Consider the following 17,090-nt stretch of genomic DNA (forward strand, 5'->3'; position numbering starts at 1 on the left):
TTGGCTACCGCTGTTACAGCGAGTTTGATGCTGCGCCGCCTCACTTCACGAATCGAGGCGCATGTCGTCGAATCAAGGCGTCTCCCTCTAAGAATGCCGACACCCGGTAACGCGTCTTGTGGCAAGGCGGGCCTCAGATTTCCAAGGCGAGAGGCACCTGAAGCCGATCACCGCTGACGGTAACTCTGACGGTACGCGGTAAGGCAACGCGATAGCGATCTGCGCAAAACGTACGTTGCAGCACACAATTCAGTAGCCCCCACCTCCACCATCACCAGAAAACGGGCCGCGGAAGCGGCCCGTTTTCTTTTGTGGCATGACCAACGGCCATGCCGCGCTCACGCGGCTCAGGCTATGTTGGCGACCCCGACACCGTGGAGCAACCCTATGCAGCGCCTTGGATGGATCCTTGCCACCGCCCTCCTCTGCAGTTGCAAGGCAGAACCACCACCCGACCAGGCGACGCCTGCGGCCGCAACGGAGCAGCCCATTCAATCCGGCGTTGATCTCGTCGGCATCGACAAATCGGTGAAACCGGGCGACGACTTCGATGCCTACGCCAACGGTGGCTGGCGTAAGGCGACCGCCATTCCCGAAGACCGTTCAGGCACTGGCAGCTTCGTGGTGCTGGTGGAGTTGGCGGAAAAACGGAACTCCGAACTGCTCCAATCGCTGGAAGCGGCCAAGCCGGCCGCCGGCAGCGACGAGCGCAAGATCGCCGATTACTACGCCGCGTACATGGACGAGGCCGGTATCGAGCAACGCGGCCTGCAACCGCTGCAACCTGAACTTGCAAAAATCGAAGCGATCGCCTCCTCGAGCGACCTTGCCCGCGTGCTTGGCAGCACCGTGCGTGCCGATACCGATCCTCTCAACTCCACCAACTTCTACACCGACAAGCTGTTCGGCGTGTTCGTTGCGCAAGGCCTCCAAGATCCGGAGCACTACGTCGCCACCCTGATGCAAGGCGGCCTAGGCATGCCCGACCGCGAGTACTACCTGTCGTCCGACAAGGAAATGGCGGACGCGCGACAGAAGTACGAGGCTTACATCGCTACGTTGCTGGAGACCGCGGGCATCGCCGATGCGGAAGCGAAGGCGAAGGCCATCGTCGCGCTCGAAACCAAGATCGCGAAGGCCCACGCACCGGTCGTCGATTCGCAGAACGTGCACAAGGCCAACAATCCATGGGCGACCGCGGATTTCGCGACGAAGGCGCCGGGCATCGACTGGGCCACGTTCTTTGACGCTGCGGGCCTCGGCTCACAGCAGACCATCGTGGCTTGGCAACCGGGCGCGATCAGCGGCATCGCCAGCGTGGTCGGCAACGAACCGCTGCAGGCCTGGAAGGACTACCTTACCTTCCACGCCATCAACCACAGCGCCGCTTTGCTGCCCAAGGCCTATGCCGATCTCCGCTTCGGCTTCTACGGCACCACGCTGCAAGGCACACCGAAGCAGCGCGATCGCTGGAAGCGTGCGCTCGACGCCACCAATGGCGCGCTCGGCGACGCGGTCGGCAAGCTCTATGCGGAGAAGTTCTTCCCGGCCTCGTCCAAGGCCAAGGTCGAGGAGATGGTGCAGAACATCCTCGCAGCGTTCGGTGAGCGCGTGGATTCGCTGGAGTGGATGACCGCCGAGACCAAGGCCAAGGCCAAGGAGAAGGCAAAGACGATGCGCGTCAGCGTCGGCTACCCGGACACCTGGCGCAACTACGCGGCGCTGGAGATCCGTGCCGATGACGCGCTCGGTAACCGCCTGCGCGCGGAACTGTACGAGTACAAACACCAACTGGCCAAGCTGGGCAAGCCGGTGGATCGTGGTGAGTGGTGGATGACGCCTCAGACCGTCAACGCCGTGCAGTTGCCGCTGCAGAATGCAATGAACTTCCCGGCGGCGATCCTGGAAGCGCCGTTCTTCGACCCCAAGGCGGATCCGGCCGCGAACTATGGCGCGATTGGCGCGGTGATCGGCCATGAAGTTAGCCACGGCTTCGACGACACCGGCGCGGAGTTCGATGCCCAGGGCCGCCTCGCCAACTGGTGGACGCCCGAAGACGCCAAGCACTTCAAGGAGTCCACAAAGAAACTCGCCGATCAGTACAGCGCGTATGAAGCCCTGCCGGGCCTGCACCTCAATGGCGTGCAGACATCGGGCGAGAACATCGCCGACGTTTCCGGCTTGGCAATCGCGTACATGGCGTACAGGAAGTCGCTCGGCGGTAAGGAAGCGCCGGTGATCGATGGCCTGACCGGCGACCAGCGCTTCTTCCTCGCCTACGCTCAGGCCTGGCGCAGCAAAATCCGCGACGCCGCGCTGCGCCAGCGCGTGCTTACCGACGGCCACGCTCCGGCCAACTTCCGCGCCCAGACGGTGCGCAATATCGATGCCTGGTACGAAGCGTACGACGCCAAGCCGGGCGATGCGCTCTACCTCGCGCCCGAGGCGCGCGTGAAGATCTGGTAACAGCAGGAACTTCCGCGAAATAAGAAAAACGGGCCGCTTATGCGGCCCGTTCTCTTTTTGCCGTGAATTGAAGACTTAGCTGCGTACGGGTACCAGCGTGATTTCGACGCGGCGATTCTGCGCTCGACCGGACTCGGTCTCATTGCTGGCGACCGGACGGCTCTCGCCGGCACCGACCACGATCATGCGCTGGCTCATCACGCCGTGCGAACCGAGGTAACCGGCGACCGAGTTGGCACGGCGCTCGGACAGGGCCTGGTTGTAGGCATCGGTGCCGACGCTGTCGGTGTGGCCCGCCACTTCGACCACGGTCTGGTTGTATTCGGTCAACGTGCGCGCGACGTTGTCGAGCACGGGCAGGAACTGCGGCTTCAGATCGGAACGATCGAAGTCGAACGTGATGTTGCTCGGCATGTTGAGGGTGATGTTGTCGCCGTTGCGGACGACATCGACACCGGTGCCGGCCATGCGCTGGCGCAACGCGGCTTCCTGACGGTCCTGGTAGGCGCCGATCGCACCACCGGCGAGTCCACCGACGCCTGCACCGACGAGTGCGCGCTGGCGACGCTCGGTGGCGTCATCGCCGCTCAACAGGCCGGCGACGGCACCGGCGACGGCACCGATGATCGCGCCACGCTGGGTGCGGTTGGGGTCGTCCGGCGCATTGGTCTGGCCGGTATAAGTGGCGCAGCTGGACACCAGCAGCGAGATGCTCATCGCCGCAAGGCCAACCTTCAGTTGCATTTTCATGGTGCATCTCCTTGTCGCAGGGATAGTAATGATCCGTCAACGGACCTGAATAGGCCGCGACAAGGTAAGCACGGAGATGTCAGTGATGGGTGACGACCGCAGGCTTGCGTTTAGCCTGCGGTTGGAATGCCTCGTCGAGTCATCAACTGGTCAGGAATGCGATCGCTTCCTGCGTCTGCTCCGGCAGCAATGCTTCGGCGGCGAACGAATCGAACGTCTTGTCCCAATCTCCCATCAGCGCCAGGTACAAGAGCTTGTCGAATTCGCTGCCGAAACGCCGGATCACGGCGTCCGGATCAGGGATCAACTTGGCGTCGGCGATCATGCCGAAATGCACGCGACCGTTATAACTGAAGATGGAAATGCCCACGCCCATCGAACCGGTCTGCGGCACCCAGAACATCATTTCGCGCAATGCGCATCCGGCCAGGTACAACGTCTGCGAGGGTCCCGGGACATTCGTCGCCACCACGCTCGCCTTGCGGCTGAAGAGTTCCAACGCCAGCCCTTGCAGTGCCGGCGGCGCCATTCCAAGAGCAGCCAAAACACCAAATGTAACAATAGCTTGTCGTGAATTTTTAATGTTATTCATGCACGCAGCGACGCGTTCGACCCGACGGATCGGATTGCTTTCGCCGACCGGGAGATCAAGGAACACCAGACCGAAGTGATTGCCGAGTTTCTTCGCGTGCTCCAGCGGGCGCAGGTTGACCGGAACGGTGGCGCGGATGGTCAGGCCATCGACGCGATCGCCACGCTCGAGCATGTATTCGCGCAGGGCGCCGGCAGCCGTCGCCATGAGCACATCGTTGACCGTGCAGTCGCAGGCGCGACCAACGGCTTTCACTTCTTCCAGATCGAGTGGCTCAGCCCAGGCCACGCGCTTGCTCGTGCCGAGTTTGCCGCGCAGCAGCGACGGTGGATCATCCGCCAGTGACAGCGCGGTAATCAGCTCGCGGGCGATCTCACCCCCTTCCTTGGCCAACACCGCGGCGAGGCTGGGATCGCGGTACATCTCCATGCCCTTCTCGACCACCTTGCTGCCAAGCTGCATGTACTTGTCGACCGCGCCGACCCGTCGCGCCACCTCGGCACCGTCCTGCTTCAGCCACGCGCGCGTCAGGTCCTTGCCCTTGGTCGGTTCGCGCGTGGTATCGGTGAGCGACAGCAACACCTGCACCAGCGCGATGCCATCGGCGTAGCAGTGGTGGATGCGGATGACCAGTGCAGACCCACCGTCATATCGCTCGATCAAGTGGAATTGCCACAACGGCCGCCCGGCATCGAGCGGCGTCGAGGCGAGCTGGCTGACCAGGCGTTCAAGTGCACGCTTGCCCCCACGCCCCGGCAGCGCGGTGAGTTGCACGTGCCAGTCGAGGTCGAGGTCGTCGTCAGTCTGCCAAGACGCGCCGGCCGCCGTGTCCACCGCCTTCTGCTGGAAACGCGTGTAGGCGAGGAAGCGTTGCTTGATCAAACGGCGCAGGTCGATCACCGACATGGTCTCGGCGAACATCAATACCGCCGTGATCATCATCGGATTGGTCGGCTGCTCCATCCGCAACCAGGCGGTGTCCACCCGTGACATCGGTTCGCGACGAACGCGTTTGCGCGGTGCAGTGGCGGCCATGCACATCTCCCGGAGTTCACGGCGAGTGAATCACGGGCGCGAGAACAGCGTCAATCGAAAGGCCGTATCGGCACGACCGACATCAGCTCCGCGAAAAAACGGGGCCGTTCTTAGATTCACCCTGGCCAAGCAGAAGAGGCGCACCCGATGAGCCCGCTGTGATGTGGGTGTCATTGGATCGCCTTCGGGTGGAATCCCGTGCCTCCGCCGTGACTGCCGCCGCGCCCTGCCTCACTCGCGCTTGACCTACGTCATAGCGCCAATGGACGCCCCGTCAGCGACGGCGTAGTCCGCTGGAAACCGGCGGTACCGACGTCGCGCACGCGCGACCGGCCATCGGCTCCCCCAGATCAAGGAGTACGACATGATCACGATTCCTGTCAGACGCAAATCAGTTGCAGCACCCGACCTCCCACAGCTGCCACGCGGCGTGGATGCAGACAGTCGCCGGCCCGGCCGTCGATGGACGCAGCCGATCGTGGGACTTGCCGCCGCAGTCACCTTGCTGGCGTCGTTCGCCGCCCTGCCCCAGGGGGGCGGCAAGCCGATCCAGTTCTCGAAGGCGCGGATCCTGATCGAACTGAACGACACAGCCCAGGACGCAGGCATCCAGATGTTGATCGACGGCGAGGGCTGGGAGGCACTGGAAGTGATTGGCCCCAACGGCCGCGGCACCATGCTGGAGATCGAGGCCAGCAGCAGCGTCGGTCTGATCGGCGTGACCGAACTGTTCTTCGAGAGCGCAGAGCCGTCGCTGCAGGATCTGCCACTGGAAGACCTGCTGGTACTGTTCCCCGCCGGCAAGTATCTGATCGAAGGCCGCACGGTCGAAGGCCAGCGCATGGTCGGCACCACGGTGTTGAGCCATGACATCCCTGCCGGCCCGCACGTCGTCACCCCAACCGCAGGCGGCATCACCGACCACAACAACACGGTCATCGACTGGGATCCTGTGGCCGATCCTCCGGGCGGCAAGATCGGCGGCTACCAGGTGATTGTGGAGTTGCCGGAGCCGTTGCGGATCTTCAGCGTGGACCTGCCGGCCACGGTGACGGCGGTGAAGGTGCCGGCCCAATTCCTGCAGCCGGGCACCGATTACAAGTTCGAGGTGCTGGCGGTCACCAAGAGCCACAACCAGACGATCACCGAAAGCACGTTCTCGACCGCACCGTAATAACAGCGTGGGAGTACGCTTCAGCCTACTGCACTGCCCCATCCGGCGCGCCGCTGCCGGGTGGGGATCCCCACAAACTCGTGAGGCAACGCCATGAACGAGCTGATCGATTTCCGAACCCGCGCCTGGGCCGCGGTCGCGGTGGTCGTGGGCCTCGTGTTGCTGATTGCGATTGACCTCATCGAAGAGCCGGACTCGAGCGCGCTGGACATCGTGTTGAACCTGCTCGAGATCGCGCCGGTGGTGATGACCAGCGTCGGCGTCGCGTTGCTGTTCCGGGTGGCGCTGCGCCAGCGGGAGGAAAACCTACAGGTGATCCACGACATCGAGATCGCCCGCGTGCAGGGGCAGCGTTGGCGCTCGGAAGCCCGCTCCTACCTAGATGGCCTGGGCCAGGCGATCGAAACGCAGTTCTCGCGCTGGAACCTGACCGAGGCGGAGCGCGAGGTGGCCCTGCTGCTGCTCAAGGGCCTCAGCACCAAGGAGGTCGCCCAGGTCCGCAGCGTCAGCGAGCGCACCGTCCGCGAGCAGGCGCGTTCGATCTACGCCAAGGCCGGCCTGACCGGTCGTGCCGCGCTATCCGCGTTTTTCCTTGAAGACCTGCTCGCACCGATCGAAGGCCTGCAGTAGCGAACGAACCCACCGGCAGGGGCATACATGTCTCGCAACGCGGCTCGCATCACGTCGTTGCCGCTCCTGCTGGGCGTGCTGGCGCTGGTGCCGGCGACACCAGCCTGGGCCTCGGACCAGGAACCCGCCGCCACCGGATCGGAAGAACCCGGGGATACGGAAGACGATGCGCTACGCGAGCGACTGACCGAACGCGAGGACAAGCGGCGCCCACTTGAACCGTGGAGCGTGCAGGTTGCAGGGCGGCCGCTAATCGTCGGCGGCGAAATCGAGATCGTCCAGGACTCACTACGCCGATTTCCCGTCGACGATCCGGCGCGCCGGGTCAACCGCTCACTATCGGCGCAGGAGCTCGAAGTGGAGGCGTTCTACAGTCTGGGCAGGCCGCTGTCGCTGTTCGCGCAGGTGCGCACAGGCATTGAGGAAGTGCTGCGCCCGGACACCTCCGCTACGGTCTCAAATCGCTTCGTGGAACGCGGCGAGATGTGGCTCTACAGCGAGCACATCGCTGGTTCGAATCTGAGCCTCGATCTCGGCCGCCTCGACTTCGAGGACGATCGCCGCTGGTGGTGGGACGAGGAACTCGATGCGATCCGGGTGGAGTACGAGGCGGAGCGTTTCGATCTCGCGCTGGCATTTGCGCGCGAGCTGGCACCCAGCCGTTCCGATCGCGACTTCGTCGATCCGCAACATGATCGCGTGCACCGCGTGATCGCGGAGGCCTCATGGGGCTGGCGCCGGAATCATGTCCTGCAGCTGTTTGCCTTGCATCAGGACGACCGCTCGCATCGCGAGTTCCCTGGGCGGGTAGTCCAGCTCGATCGCGAGGACGAATCGGACGCCCGTCTCACCTGGGTTGGTGCACGTCTGATGGGCGGGATCGATTTCGGCGCGCACGGGATGCTCGGCTATTGGCTCGATGCGGCTCAGGTGCGCGGCAAGGAGCACCTCGCCGAATTCGAGACGCTGGACTGGAACAGTTTTCCGGTGCAACAAAGCATTGTGGCGAGCGTCAGCCAGCAAGATGTGCGTGGCTGGGCGATGGACGCAGGCCTCAACTGGATTCTGCCGCTCGCGTGGGAGCCACGACTGATCGCCGGTATCGCGTTCGGCACGGGCGACCGGAATTCCGACGACGGCGCCGACTACGCTTTCCGACAGACCGGCCTGCATGCCAATGAAGCCGGCTTCGGCGGCGTGCAGCGCTACGGCCACTATGGCGTCCTGCTCGATCCGGAGTTGTCGAATCTTCAAGTGTTGACGTTCGGCGCGGGACTCACGCTGCTGCAATCAAGCTCGCTTGACCTGGTCCATCACCGCTACCGACTCGTTGAGCCTGCGACGTCGCTACGCGATGCGCGGCTGGATGTCGCACTCACCGGCACGCATCGCGAACTCGGCAGCGGTATCGATGCGGTGCTGGCACTGGAGGAATGGGAGCGCTTCGAGTTCGAGTTCGTCGCTGCCGCATTCCGAGCCGGACCGGCGTTCGGATCGGCGGAAGGTTCGTGGAGCTATGGTGGTTTCCTCGCCCTTCGGATCGCCTTCTGAGAGCCGTCAGTCCTCGACGAAGCGCACCCGGCGGGTGATCGAGCACACCAGCTCGTAGCCTATGGTGTCCGCTGCCGCGCCGATGGTTTCGACCGGTAGGCCCACGCCCCACAGCACTACCGGATCGCCAGGTTTGGCATCGGGCTGTGCGCGCAAATCGATCGTCATCAGGTCCATCGACACGCGGCCGATGATGTTGGCGCGCTGACCATTGAGCAGCACCGGCGTGCCCGCCGGTGCATGGCGCGGATAGCCATCGCCGTAGCCGATCGCCGCGACGCCAACCGGCATGTCTTCGGGGCATTCCCAGGTCGCGGAATAGCCAATGCGCTCGCCCTTGCGGATGCGGTTGACCGCGATCAGGCGCGTGCTCAGCGTCATCGCCGGGCGCAGGCCAAAATCGGTGCCAGAGGTGCCATCAACCACCGAAATCCCATACAGCGCGCCGCCCGGCCGCACCCAATCGGCATGCGCGGCAGGCCAACCGAGCACGGCGGCCGAATTCGCCAGCGAACGCACGCCCGGCAAACCCGCCGTCGCTTCCGCGAACACATGCAACTGCTCGCGCGTCTGTGGCTTGTCGAATTCATCGGAACTGGCGAAGTGGTTCATCAGCACGATGTCATCGGCCACCGCCGGCATGGCCCACAATCGCGTGTGCGCTTCGCGTACGTACTCGGGTGCGAAACCGAGACGATGCATGCCGGTGTCGAGCTTGAGCCAGCAGCGAATCGGCTCCCCCGGTGGGGCCTGTTCCAACATCTCCAGCTGGGTGACATGGTGGACGACGGTTTCGACATTGAGCCGGCGCAGCTGTGACAGGTCGTCGGGCTCGTCGAAGCCGGAGAGCAACACGATCGGCTGCGACAACCCTGCAGCGCGAAGCCGCTCGGCATCGCTCAACGCCGCGACACCGAAGGCATCGGCACCCGTCAGCGCACGTGCGACGCGCTCGAGGCCATGGCCATAGCCGTCGGCCTTGACCACCGCCATGACCCGGCTATTCGGCGCACGCTGGCGCACTTGCGAAAGGTTGTGACGCAACGCGTCGGTATGGATAGTGGCGGAGGTTGGGCGGGCCATGGACATAGTGTAACGGGCGTGCAAACCGGAACGCCGCAGACCCCGAGTTGCACGAGCCCGGATCCATGCATAGTCTGGAGCCCGCTCCAAGGAGGGAATGCAACCATGACCAAGGCTGGGTTGGGACGTCTGGCAAGCGCTACGCCGGTCCGCAAGTTTTTCACCGCATCGAGCGAAACCTGGCCGGGCAAGCCCTTCGCGATATCCAGCTCGCATCGGTCGCCGCTATCTCAGGCCCTCCTAACAGCCCTGCTCTGCCTCCCCATCTTCGGATGCCAGCACGCCATGTCTATGTCCAATTCCGATAGCGGCGGTCACGTCGTTCGCAATGAATTCCCGCTGCGGTTTAAAGACCACAATTTCGAAGCCTATTGCTACGACACGATCGGCTGCTCGGTTCTTTACAACGACTTCTATCACGTCAAGCAGGAGCCCGATGAGGTTGCATCGCCGCCAAAAATGCAGAACTACAAGAAGTATTGGGGTGGCGCGCTTTATATCGGCATCGATAATTTCCCCGAACCCGCAGTGGTCAAGTGGAAATCAAAGGACGGGGTGCCGCATGAAGCACAGGTTGATATCGGCAACATCTTCAAGGACGAGCTGATCCTGCATAACGTCCCACAGGAAGAAATTCCAGTCGAAACCGCGGCGACCATCGGTGGTCCGGATGTCTTCCTCGAGGTTAACGACCGAACGATCAACGTCTATATGAAGGCGATGATCGCCCTCAAGGACACCGCGACTAGGAAAAGCGACTTCCGCCAGGAAGTGATCTTGGCCTGGAGTCACACTTACTAAGCCACGGAGGGCGCCATGAGCAAGGAAAAGCACAAGCCCGGCAAGGACGGCATCCTCGAGGACGGAGTCGGCTACTACCCGGCAAACGCCCACGACATGGCGACTTTCGAAACCGCCAAGCGCTCATTGGAGCACATGCGAGTTCCCGTTTTGAATCATGCGGGCAACCCGCACGAACGCCTGTTTGTGGCTGCCTTTGATGGCACAGGGAACGACGCCATCCGTAACCCGGAACACGCGACCAATGTGGGTGAAGTAAAAGACCAGCTTCAGGCACTGGAGCATAGCAGCAACAAAAGTATTCACGTCGGATATGTCGAAGGAATTGGCACGCAGCGAAACGTAGTCGTGCGCACGCTCGATGGTGGCATTGGCTTCACCTACGACGAGCGTATTGAAAAAATGTACGACCAATTCATCAGACAGGCTGCTGACTGGAAGAAGGAAGACCCGAACGCCGAAATCCACCTCGCCAACATCGGCTTCAGCCGTGGCGCAGAACAAGCGGCTGGTTTCGCGCGACTCGTGCATGAGCGCGGCATCCAGGACTGGACCGGCATCAAGAAAACGACCGATGAATCTGATCGGGCCGTCATCGAATACACCAAACCACCGTTGGTTCCACCCGGCCAGATTGCACAAGCTGTGGGTCTGTTCGATCCAGTCGGAACCGGCGAACCACGCAATCACGATCGTCGATTACCACCTTCGGTGATCTCAGGCTTCCAGATCACCGCCGAAGACGAGCGCCGTGGGCTGTTCAAGTCCACCAGCATCATCGACCAGGGCATGACTGCAGATGGCCGTTTCCTTGCGGTGATGGTGGGTGGCGCACATTCCGATGTCGGCGGCGGTTATCACCGTAACGGATTGGCGATCCGATCCGGCAATCTGATGGTGGATTACCTCAACACGCTGAGCGATACCCCGTTCCTGCAGAAAAGGCCTGAACCGAGCGCACCAGGCATGAACGTGGTGCATCGCTCCGAAGAAGGCATGCTGCTCTACCGGATATGGAACAAGGTAGACCGGCAACATCCGGGAGGCGTGGTTGAAACGCTGGCACCCGGCCAGGTGTGCCGCGTGGTCGCCGATTGCAGGAACGCCGAGCCACGTGATGAAGCGCTGGCAAGTCGCTTCGATTACGCAAAGGTCGCTATCGGCCCTGTGCCGCCGGAAACCAGGGTCGCCGATCTCCCGATCCGCACCGACGCCACCCAACCCGGACATCCCGACCACGCACTCCTGACCGAGAGCGTCGCTGCCGTCGGGCGGCTGGAAGCAAGCCTGCATCGAACGCCTGACCTCTCCAGTGATCGCCTGGCGACCAGCGCAGCAGTTGCGGCCAAGCAAGCCAGCCTGCAGCACATCGACCACGTGGTACTTAGCGAGAAAGGCGATTACGCGTTTGCGGTCCAAGGCGACTTGAGCTCGCCGACCAAGCACTTGGCCCGGATCGATACCCAGACCGCCACGAACACGCCCGTCGACACCAGCCTCAGTCAACTCAATGCGCTGAATGAAGAACAGACGCGCGAGGTTGGTCGACAGGTGGCGCAGCAAGCGATCCAGCCGTCGCCACAGGAGCCGGCGCCGGTGCGTGCTATCGCGCGATAACCGAAGAACCCGGCATCGAGCATGGCTGGGCCGGCGTTTCACTTCGATCCATGCGGTTACTCGCCCTAGCTGCGGGTGAACTCGACGAAGGCACCGAGTACGACATCCCAGCCGCCACCAGCGGGCAGGAATTTGTCGCGCACGTGGACGTTCTCGTGGCTCCAGTCGCGGTGTTCGAAGTACATCCGGCAACCGCCGTGAGTGTCGTTGAAGCGCACCGCGACCTCTGTCGGGTGCTGCTTGTCCTGGGCGAGATGGAACGAGTGCACGAGTTCGATGCCGTGGACAAACGCACGGACTATGCCCCAGTCGTAGATGCTGCCGTCATGGCTTCGTTCGTAGATGCGTCCGCCGGCCTGCGGCTCGATCACGATCGTATCGAGCCCGTCATCGCCGTACGCGGTGAATCCGGCTGGCCACCAGTCACCGATGCGGAGCGCATAGCAAGTGAACGCATCGACGGCGCTCAGCGGCAGGTCGTACTCGATCTTGATCGGCTCGATCATTGCACTACTCCTGCCTTGTCGATGGTTCCCGACGCCCCTTACTCGAAGCTGCCAACCGAATCGTGGGCGAGATTGTCGAAACGGGTGTATTCGCCGAAGAACTTGAGCTTGATCGATCCGGTTGGGCCGTTACGCTGCTTGCCGATGATGACTTCGGCCAGGCCCTTATCCGGCGAGTTTTCCTTGTTGTAGTACTCGTCGCGATAGATGAAGACGATGACGTCGGCATCCTGCTCGATCGCGCCGGACTCGCGCAAGTCGGCCATCACAGGGCGCTTGTCGGTGCGGGTTTCCAGCGAGCGGTTGAGCTGCGACAGCGCAATCACCGGTACGTTGAGCTCCTTGGCCAGGCCCTTGAGCGAGCGCGAAATCTCGGAGATTTCGGTGGCGCGGTTCTCGCTGTTGCCGGGCACCGCCATCAGCTGCAGGTAGTCGATCACGATCAGGCCGAGGTCGTGCTCGCGCTTGAGCCGGCGCGCCTTGGCGCGCAGCACTTCTGGCGACAGTGCCGGGGTGTCGTCGATGAAGATCTTGGCATCACGCAACATGCGGATGGCGCCGGTGACGCGGCTCCAATCCTCGTCTTCAAGCTGGCCATTGCGAAGTCGGGTTGCGTTGACGCGGCCGTTGGAGGAAATCAGGCGCAATGCCAGCTGGCTCGCCGACATTTCCATAGAGAACACCGCAACGGCCTTCTTCGACTTGATCGCAGCGTACTCGGCCATGTTCAGCGCAAGTGTGGTCTTACCCATCGCCGGGCGCGCGGCAAGGATCAGCAGGTCGGTCGGCTGTAGGCCGGCGGTCATCTCATCGAATTCGGTGTAGCCGGTCGGCAGGCCGGTGACGCTGCCACCACTCGCGTAGCGCGTCTGCAGGACATCGAATGCTTCCGACAGCGCCTTGGTGACCGGGGTGAAATCGGTGCGGCCGCGCGCACCGGCTTCGGCGATCGCGAACACGTCCTGCTCGGCCTTGGCCAGGATCTCGCCGCTGTCGCGGCCGTCAGGCTGGAAGCCATCATTGACGATACCGGTGCCGACTTCGATCAACTGCCGCAGCACCGCCTTGTCGCGGACGATCTCCGCATACGCCGCGATGTTGGCCGCAGAGGGCGTGGTACTGGCGAGCTCGACTAGGTAGGCACCACCGGCGACCTGTTCGGCCAGGTTCATCGACTCGAACCACTCGCCCAGCGTGACCGCGTCGTAAGGACGGTTCTTCTCGGCGAGTTCGCGGATGGCGCGGTAGATCAGTTGGTGGTCGCGGCGATAGAAGTCGCCGTCGACGAGTTGGTCGGCGATGCGATCGTAGGCGCTTGGATCCAGCATCAGGCCGCCGAGCACCGCCTGCTCGGCTTCGATGGATTGCGGTGGCACGCGCAGCTGCTCGATGCGGCTGTCCGCACGGCTACTCAAAGCGTGGGGGTCGGCACGAAATCCCTGGCGTGCGCTCATCAGCGATGTAACTCCCCTGTCCGGATCGTCGATGCGATCCTGTTGTAGTTGTTGTTGAAGCAGACCGGTCATCCTAGTCGCCTCGCTGGCAGGGTGTTGCAGACAAGTCGTGGGAAATCCTGTGCATAACTTTTCCCAGAGACCCGTCTCACCCGCTGCGACGGCCCAACGAAAACGGGCGCCTCGCGGCGCCCGTTTCGTGTTGCGATGCAGTAGAGGCTTAAGCCGCTTCGGCCACCACGGTCACTTTGACCGTCGCTTCGATGTCGGCGTGCAGGTGCACGATGACGTCGAACTCGCCGATGTGGCGGATCGGGCCTTCGCCCATCACCACTTCCGACTTCTCGACCGGGTTGCCGGCCTTGGTCAGTGCTTCGGCGATATCGCGCGGGCCGACCGAGCCGTACAGCTTGCCTTCGGTCGAAGCGTTGGCGGCGATCGTGACGGTCGCACCTTCGAGGCGCGCCTGGCGGCCTTCGGCGCCTTCCAGCGAGGCCTTGGCCTTGGCTTCGTACTCGGCGCGCTTGGCTTCGAACTCGGCAAGGTTGGCAGCGGTGGCCGGCACGGCCTTGCCCTGCGGCACCAGGAAGTTGCGGCCATAGCCCGGCTTGACGTTGACCTTGTCGCCAAGGTTGCCGAGGTTGGTCACTTTCTGCAGGAGGATCAGTTCCATCGTATTACTCCGTATTCGTTAGCGGGCCGCAGCCCGCAACTGTTGGCTGTCCGAATGACAGGTGGGATGAGCCGCAACGCTTAGGCGTTGTGGTTATCCGTGTAGGGGATCAGCGCGAGGAAACGCGCGCGCTTGACGGCCGTCTGCAGCTGGCGCTGGTACTTCGACTTGGTGCCGGTGATGCGGCTCGGCACGATCTTGCCGGTCTCGGTCAGGTACTGGCGCAGGGTGTTGAGATCCTTGTAGTCGATCTCTTTCACGCCCTCGGCGGTGAATTTGCAGAATTTACGGCGGCGGAAGAACTTGGACATGGGTGCTTTCCCGGACTTGGTCTTGGACTTGGACGGTTTGAAGCTCATGCGGCTTCTGCTGTGTCGTCGGCGTCGGCGATACCAATCGCGCCTTCGTCTTCATCACGGCGACGGCGTTCACCGCGCTCGGGCTTGTCGCCCTTCTCGTCCTTGTTCTTCATGATCAGCGACTGGTCGGTCGCCGCGTCGTCGCGCTTCATCACCAGGTGACGGAGCACGGCGTCGTTGAAGCGGAAGCCGTCGACCAGTTCGTTGAGCACGTCCTGACCCGCTTCGATGTTGAGCAGCACGTAGTGGGCCTTGACCAGGTTCTCGATCGGGTACGCCAACTGGCGGCGGCCCCAGTCTTCGAGACGGTGAATCTTGCCGTTGCCGTTCTCGATCAGCGTCTTGTAACGCTCGATCATCGCCGGGACCTGTTCACTCTGGTCCGGATGGACCAGGAACACGATTTCGTAATGACGCATTGTTGTTTCCTTGTGGATGCGGCCCGGCGTTCCTTGCGGAAGCAGGACCTGGCAGCTCCCCGTCACCCGGACTGGACGCGGTGGAGCAAGGGTCTCCCACCGGAGCGGGAGCCGGAAAGTATGGCAGGTTCAAGGGCTTAGGTGCAAATCCGCCCTCCCCGGCCGTCAGCGGGCGGCGGGGGCCTGTTGCTGGGCGGTGATCCAGGCCGTGATGTGCTTTTCCAGCGCGTCCAGCGGCACCGAGCCGGTCTCCAGTACCGCGTCGTTGTAGGCACGCAGGTCGAAGTTCGCCCCCAGCTCGCGCTTGGCGCGGGCCCGCAGCTCGGAAATCTTCAGCTGACCGATCTTGTAGGCCAGGGCCTGGCCGGGCCAGGCGATGTAGCGATCGATTTCGTTGACGATGTCCTGGTCGGTCTTGGGCGCGTTGTCCTTGAAGTAGCCGATCGCCTGCTCACGGCTCCAGCCCTTGGCGTGCATGCCGGTGTCGACCACCAGCCGTACCGCGCGCCACATCTCGTAGGCGAGCTGGCCCATGCGGTCATAAGGATCGTCGTACAGGCCCATGTCGTAGCCGAGTTGCTCGGCGTAGAGGCCCCAGCCCTCGCCATAGGCGACGAAGTATGCGGTGCGGCGGAACATCGGCGCGTCCGGCAGTTCCAGTCCACGGGCGAACTGGAAGTGATGGCCCGGCACCGCCTCGTGGAGGGACAGCGCCATCATTTCCCAGGTTGGCCGCACCTCCGGCTTGTACAGGTTGACGTAGTAATAGCCGGCGCGGCTGCCGTCGGTGGCGCCGCCCTGGTAGTAGGCCGTGGTCGTGTCGGGCGCGATGTTGGCCGGGATCGGGCGCACGCCGTAGGGCAATCGAGGGATCGTCCTGAACGCCTTGACCAACTCCGGATCGATGCGTTTGGAAATCGCACGATAGGCCTCAAGCAGGGCCTCCGGCGACTTGTGGAAGAACTTCTGATCCGTGCGCAGGAAGGTGAAGAATTCGCCCAGCGTGCCCTTGAAACCGACCTCATCCTTGATCTTCTCCATCGCCGCCCGAATGCGTGCGACTTCCTTCAGCCCGATGGCGTGTATCTCCTCGGCGCCAAGGTCGGTGGTGGTGAAGTAACCGGCCAGGAAGTCGTAATAGGCCTTGCCGTTCGGCAGGTCGGTGGCGGCGATCGTGGCGCGGGTTTTGGGTAGGTAATCGTCGTTGAAGAATGCCTGCAGCTTGCGGTAGGCCGGGACAATGCGTTCGGCGATCACCCGTCTTGCCTCGACTTGCAGCGCAGCGCGCTCACCGACGGGAACGCTGTCGGCAAATTTCGCGAAAGGCTTATAGAAGGCGCTTTCAGTCGGATCATCGACGATCTGTGCGGCGATTTGCGCCGGCACCCGCTGCATCAGCACCCGCGGCGGCATGTAGCCGGCCTTCGTTCCTTCCTGCATCAGCGCGATGGTCTGGTCGATCACCACCGGCAATGCCTCCAACCGCTTGAGCCAGTCGCGGTAGTCCTGGACGCTGGCGAACGGCAGCACCTCGATGATGCCGTCCGCAGTCTGCACGCCACCCTGGTGGCCCATCGGCTGCAGATACTCGCGGAACTGCTGTCGTTCGACGCTGTGCTTCAGCTGCCACTCGAAGGTGTCGTAGTTGAGCTGATCGGCCGGCGACAACGCTGTGCGGTCGATCGTGAGCAGCTTTGCCAGTGCAGCCCGATCTTCGGCTTCGCGTTGTGCGATCGCATCCAGTGTGAGATCGGTCCAGCGGTCGTTGTAGCGATTGTCGCCGTTGTAGCTGGCGTTTTCAGGGCTTTCGCGCAGGCCGCGTTCCCATTCGTCGTCGAACAGCTGATGCAGGGTCTTCGCGGCATCTGTGTTCTGCGCGTACGCAGGCGCTACGGCGAAGGCCGCAACGGCGGCCGCGGCAAAGACGAGGGAACGGATCATGGTCGGCTCCGGCGGGCGAACCGGGCGAGTCTAGCGTCC

The 17,090-nt window shown here is 63.0% G+C and carries 15 protein-coding genes; 6 read left to right on the forward strand and 9 right to left on the reverse strand.

Features of this window, described 5'->3' with window-relative positions:
* The first annotated feature begins 387 nt into the window (after window positions 1–387).
* The gene (locus MO486_RS03800) at window positions 388–2,466 is read left to right on the forward strand and encodes a M13 family metallopeptidase (protein WP_242904708.1); all 2,079 of its coding nucleotides are present in this window, start codon (window positions 388–390) and stop codon (window positions 2,464–2,466) included.
* A 75-nt stretch (window positions 2,467–2,541) separates the two neighbouring features.
* Here the strand turns inward: MO486_RS03800 and MO486_RS03805 are convergent, their stop codons facing one another.
* Window positions 2,542–3,216: an OmpA family protein gene (locus MO486_RS03805; RefSeq protein ID WP_242904709.1), complete on the reverse strand. Its 675-nt coding sequence runs from the start codon at window positions 3,214–3,216 to the stop codon at window positions 2,542–2,544.
* 142 nt (window positions 3,217–3,358) lie between these two features.
* On the reverse strand, window positions 3,359–4,843 hold the full coding sequence (locus MO486_RS03810; RefSeq protein ID WP_242904710.1) for a wax ester/triacylglycerol synthase family O-acyltransferase: 1,485 nt from the start codon (window positions 4,841–4,843) through the stop codon (window positions 3,359–3,361).
* 364 nt (window positions 4,844–5,207) lie between these two features.
* Here MO486_RS03810 and MO486_RS03815 point away from each other — a divergent pair, with 364 nt between their 5' ends.
* The 3 genes from MO486_RS03815 (at window position 5,208) to MO486_RS03825 (ending at window position 8,198) form a co-directional block, all read left to right on the forward strand.
* Window positions 5,208–6,017, forward strand: coding sequence for a fibronectin type III domain-containing protein (locus MO486_RS03815; RefSeq protein ID WP_242904711.1), 810 nt, complete (start codon window positions 5,208–5,210; stop codon window positions 6,015–6,017).
* 93 nt (window positions 6,018–6,110) lie between these two features.
* On the forward strand, window positions 6,111–6,647 hold the full coding sequence (locus tag MO486_RS03820) for a LuxR C-terminal-related transcriptional regulator (protein ID WP_242904713.1): 537 nt from the start codon (window positions 6,111–6,113) through the stop codon (window positions 6,645–6,647).
* A 27-nt stretch (window positions 6,648–6,674) separates the two neighbouring features.
* A complete protein-coding gene (locus MO486_RS03825) occupies window positions 6,675–8,198 on the forward strand; it encodes an alginate export family protein (RefSeq protein WP_242904715.1) in 1,524 nt (507 codons plus the stop codon).
* Between the two features lie 6 nt (window positions 8,199–8,204).
* On the opposite strand, the gene alr is transcribed toward MO486_RS03825, so the two are convergent.
* The gene (alr, locus tag MO486_RS03830) at window positions 8,205–9,281 is read right to left on the reverse strand and encodes an alanine racemase (RefSeq protein WP_242904716.1); all 1,077 of its coding nucleotides are present in this window, start codon (window positions 9,279–9,281) and stop codon (window positions 8,205–8,207) included.
* A gap of 105 nt (window positions 9,282–9,386) precedes the next feature.
* On the opposite strand from alr, the gene MO486_RS03835 reads away from it, so the two are divergent.
* Both MO486_RS03835 and MO486_RS03840 read left to right on the forward strand, forming a co-directional pair.
* Window positions 9,387–10,082, forward strand: a complete 696-nt coding sequence (locus tag MO486_RS03835; protein WP_242904717.1) for a hypothetical protein — start codon at window positions 9,387–9,389, stop codon at window positions 10,080–10,082.
* A gap of 15 nt (window positions 10,083–10,097) precedes the next feature.
* Window positions 10,098–11,699 (forward strand): XVIPCD domain-containing protein, encoded by a 1,602-nt coding sequence (locus MO486_RS03840; RefSeq protein ID WP_242904718.1) that lies wholly within the window; start codon window positions 10,098–10,100, stop codon window positions 11,697–11,699.
* 65 nt (window positions 11,700–11,764) lie between these two features.
* Here MO486_RS03840 and MO486_RS03845 read toward each other — a convergent pair whose 3' ends face one another.
* The 6 genes from MO486_RS03845 to MO486_RS03870 all read right to left on the reverse strand — a co-directional run bounded on the left by MO486_RS03845 (window position 11,765) and on the right by MO486_RS03870 (window position 17,051).
* Window positions 11,765–12,205 (reverse strand): SRPBCC domain-containing protein, encoded by a 441-nt coding sequence (locus tag MO486_RS03845; protein ID WP_242904719.1) that lies wholly within the window; start codon window positions 12,203–12,205, stop codon window positions 11,765–11,767.
* Between the two features lie 38 nt (window positions 12,206–12,243).
* The gene (locus MO486_RS03850; RefSeq protein WP_242905330.1) at window positions 12,244–13,659 is read right to left on the reverse strand and encodes a replicative DNA helicase; all 1,416 of its coding nucleotides are present in this window, start codon (window positions 13,657–13,659) and stop codon (window positions 12,244–12,246) included.
* A gap of 220 nt (window positions 13,660–13,879) precedes the next feature.
* Window positions 13,880–14,332: a 50S ribosomal protein L9 gene (rplI, locus tag MO486_RS03855; RefSeq protein ID WP_242904720.1), complete on the reverse strand. Its 453-nt coding sequence runs from the start codon at window positions 14,330–14,332 to the stop codon at window positions 13,880–13,882.
* Window positions 14,333–14,412: 80 nt separating this feature from the next.
* Window positions 14,413–14,643: a 30S ribosomal protein S18 gene (gene rpsR / locus MO486_RS03860; protein ID WP_242904721.1), complete on the reverse strand. Its 231-nt coding sequence runs from the start codon at window positions 14,641–14,643 to the stop codon at window positions 14,413–14,415.
* Between the two features lie 44 nt (window positions 14,644–14,687).
* Complete coding sequence (gene rpsF / locus MO486_RS03865; RefSeq protein ID WP_242904722.1) at window positions 14,688–15,110, reverse strand: 30S ribosomal protein S6; 423 nt, start codon at window positions 15,108–15,110, stop codon at window positions 14,688–14,690.
* Window positions 15,111–15,275: 165 nt separating this feature from the next.
* A complete protein-coding gene (locus MO486_RS03870) occupies window positions 15,276–17,051 on the reverse strand; it encodes a DUF885 domain-containing protein (protein ID WP_242904723.1) in 1,776 nt (591 codons plus the stop codon).
* Window positions 17,052–17,090: the final 39 nt, after the last annotated feature.

It is taken from the genome of Lysobacter sp. CFH 32150 (assembly GCF_022758295.1).
GTDB lineage: Bacteria > Pseudomonadota > Gammaproteobacteria > Xanthomonadales > Xanthomonadaceae > CFH-32150.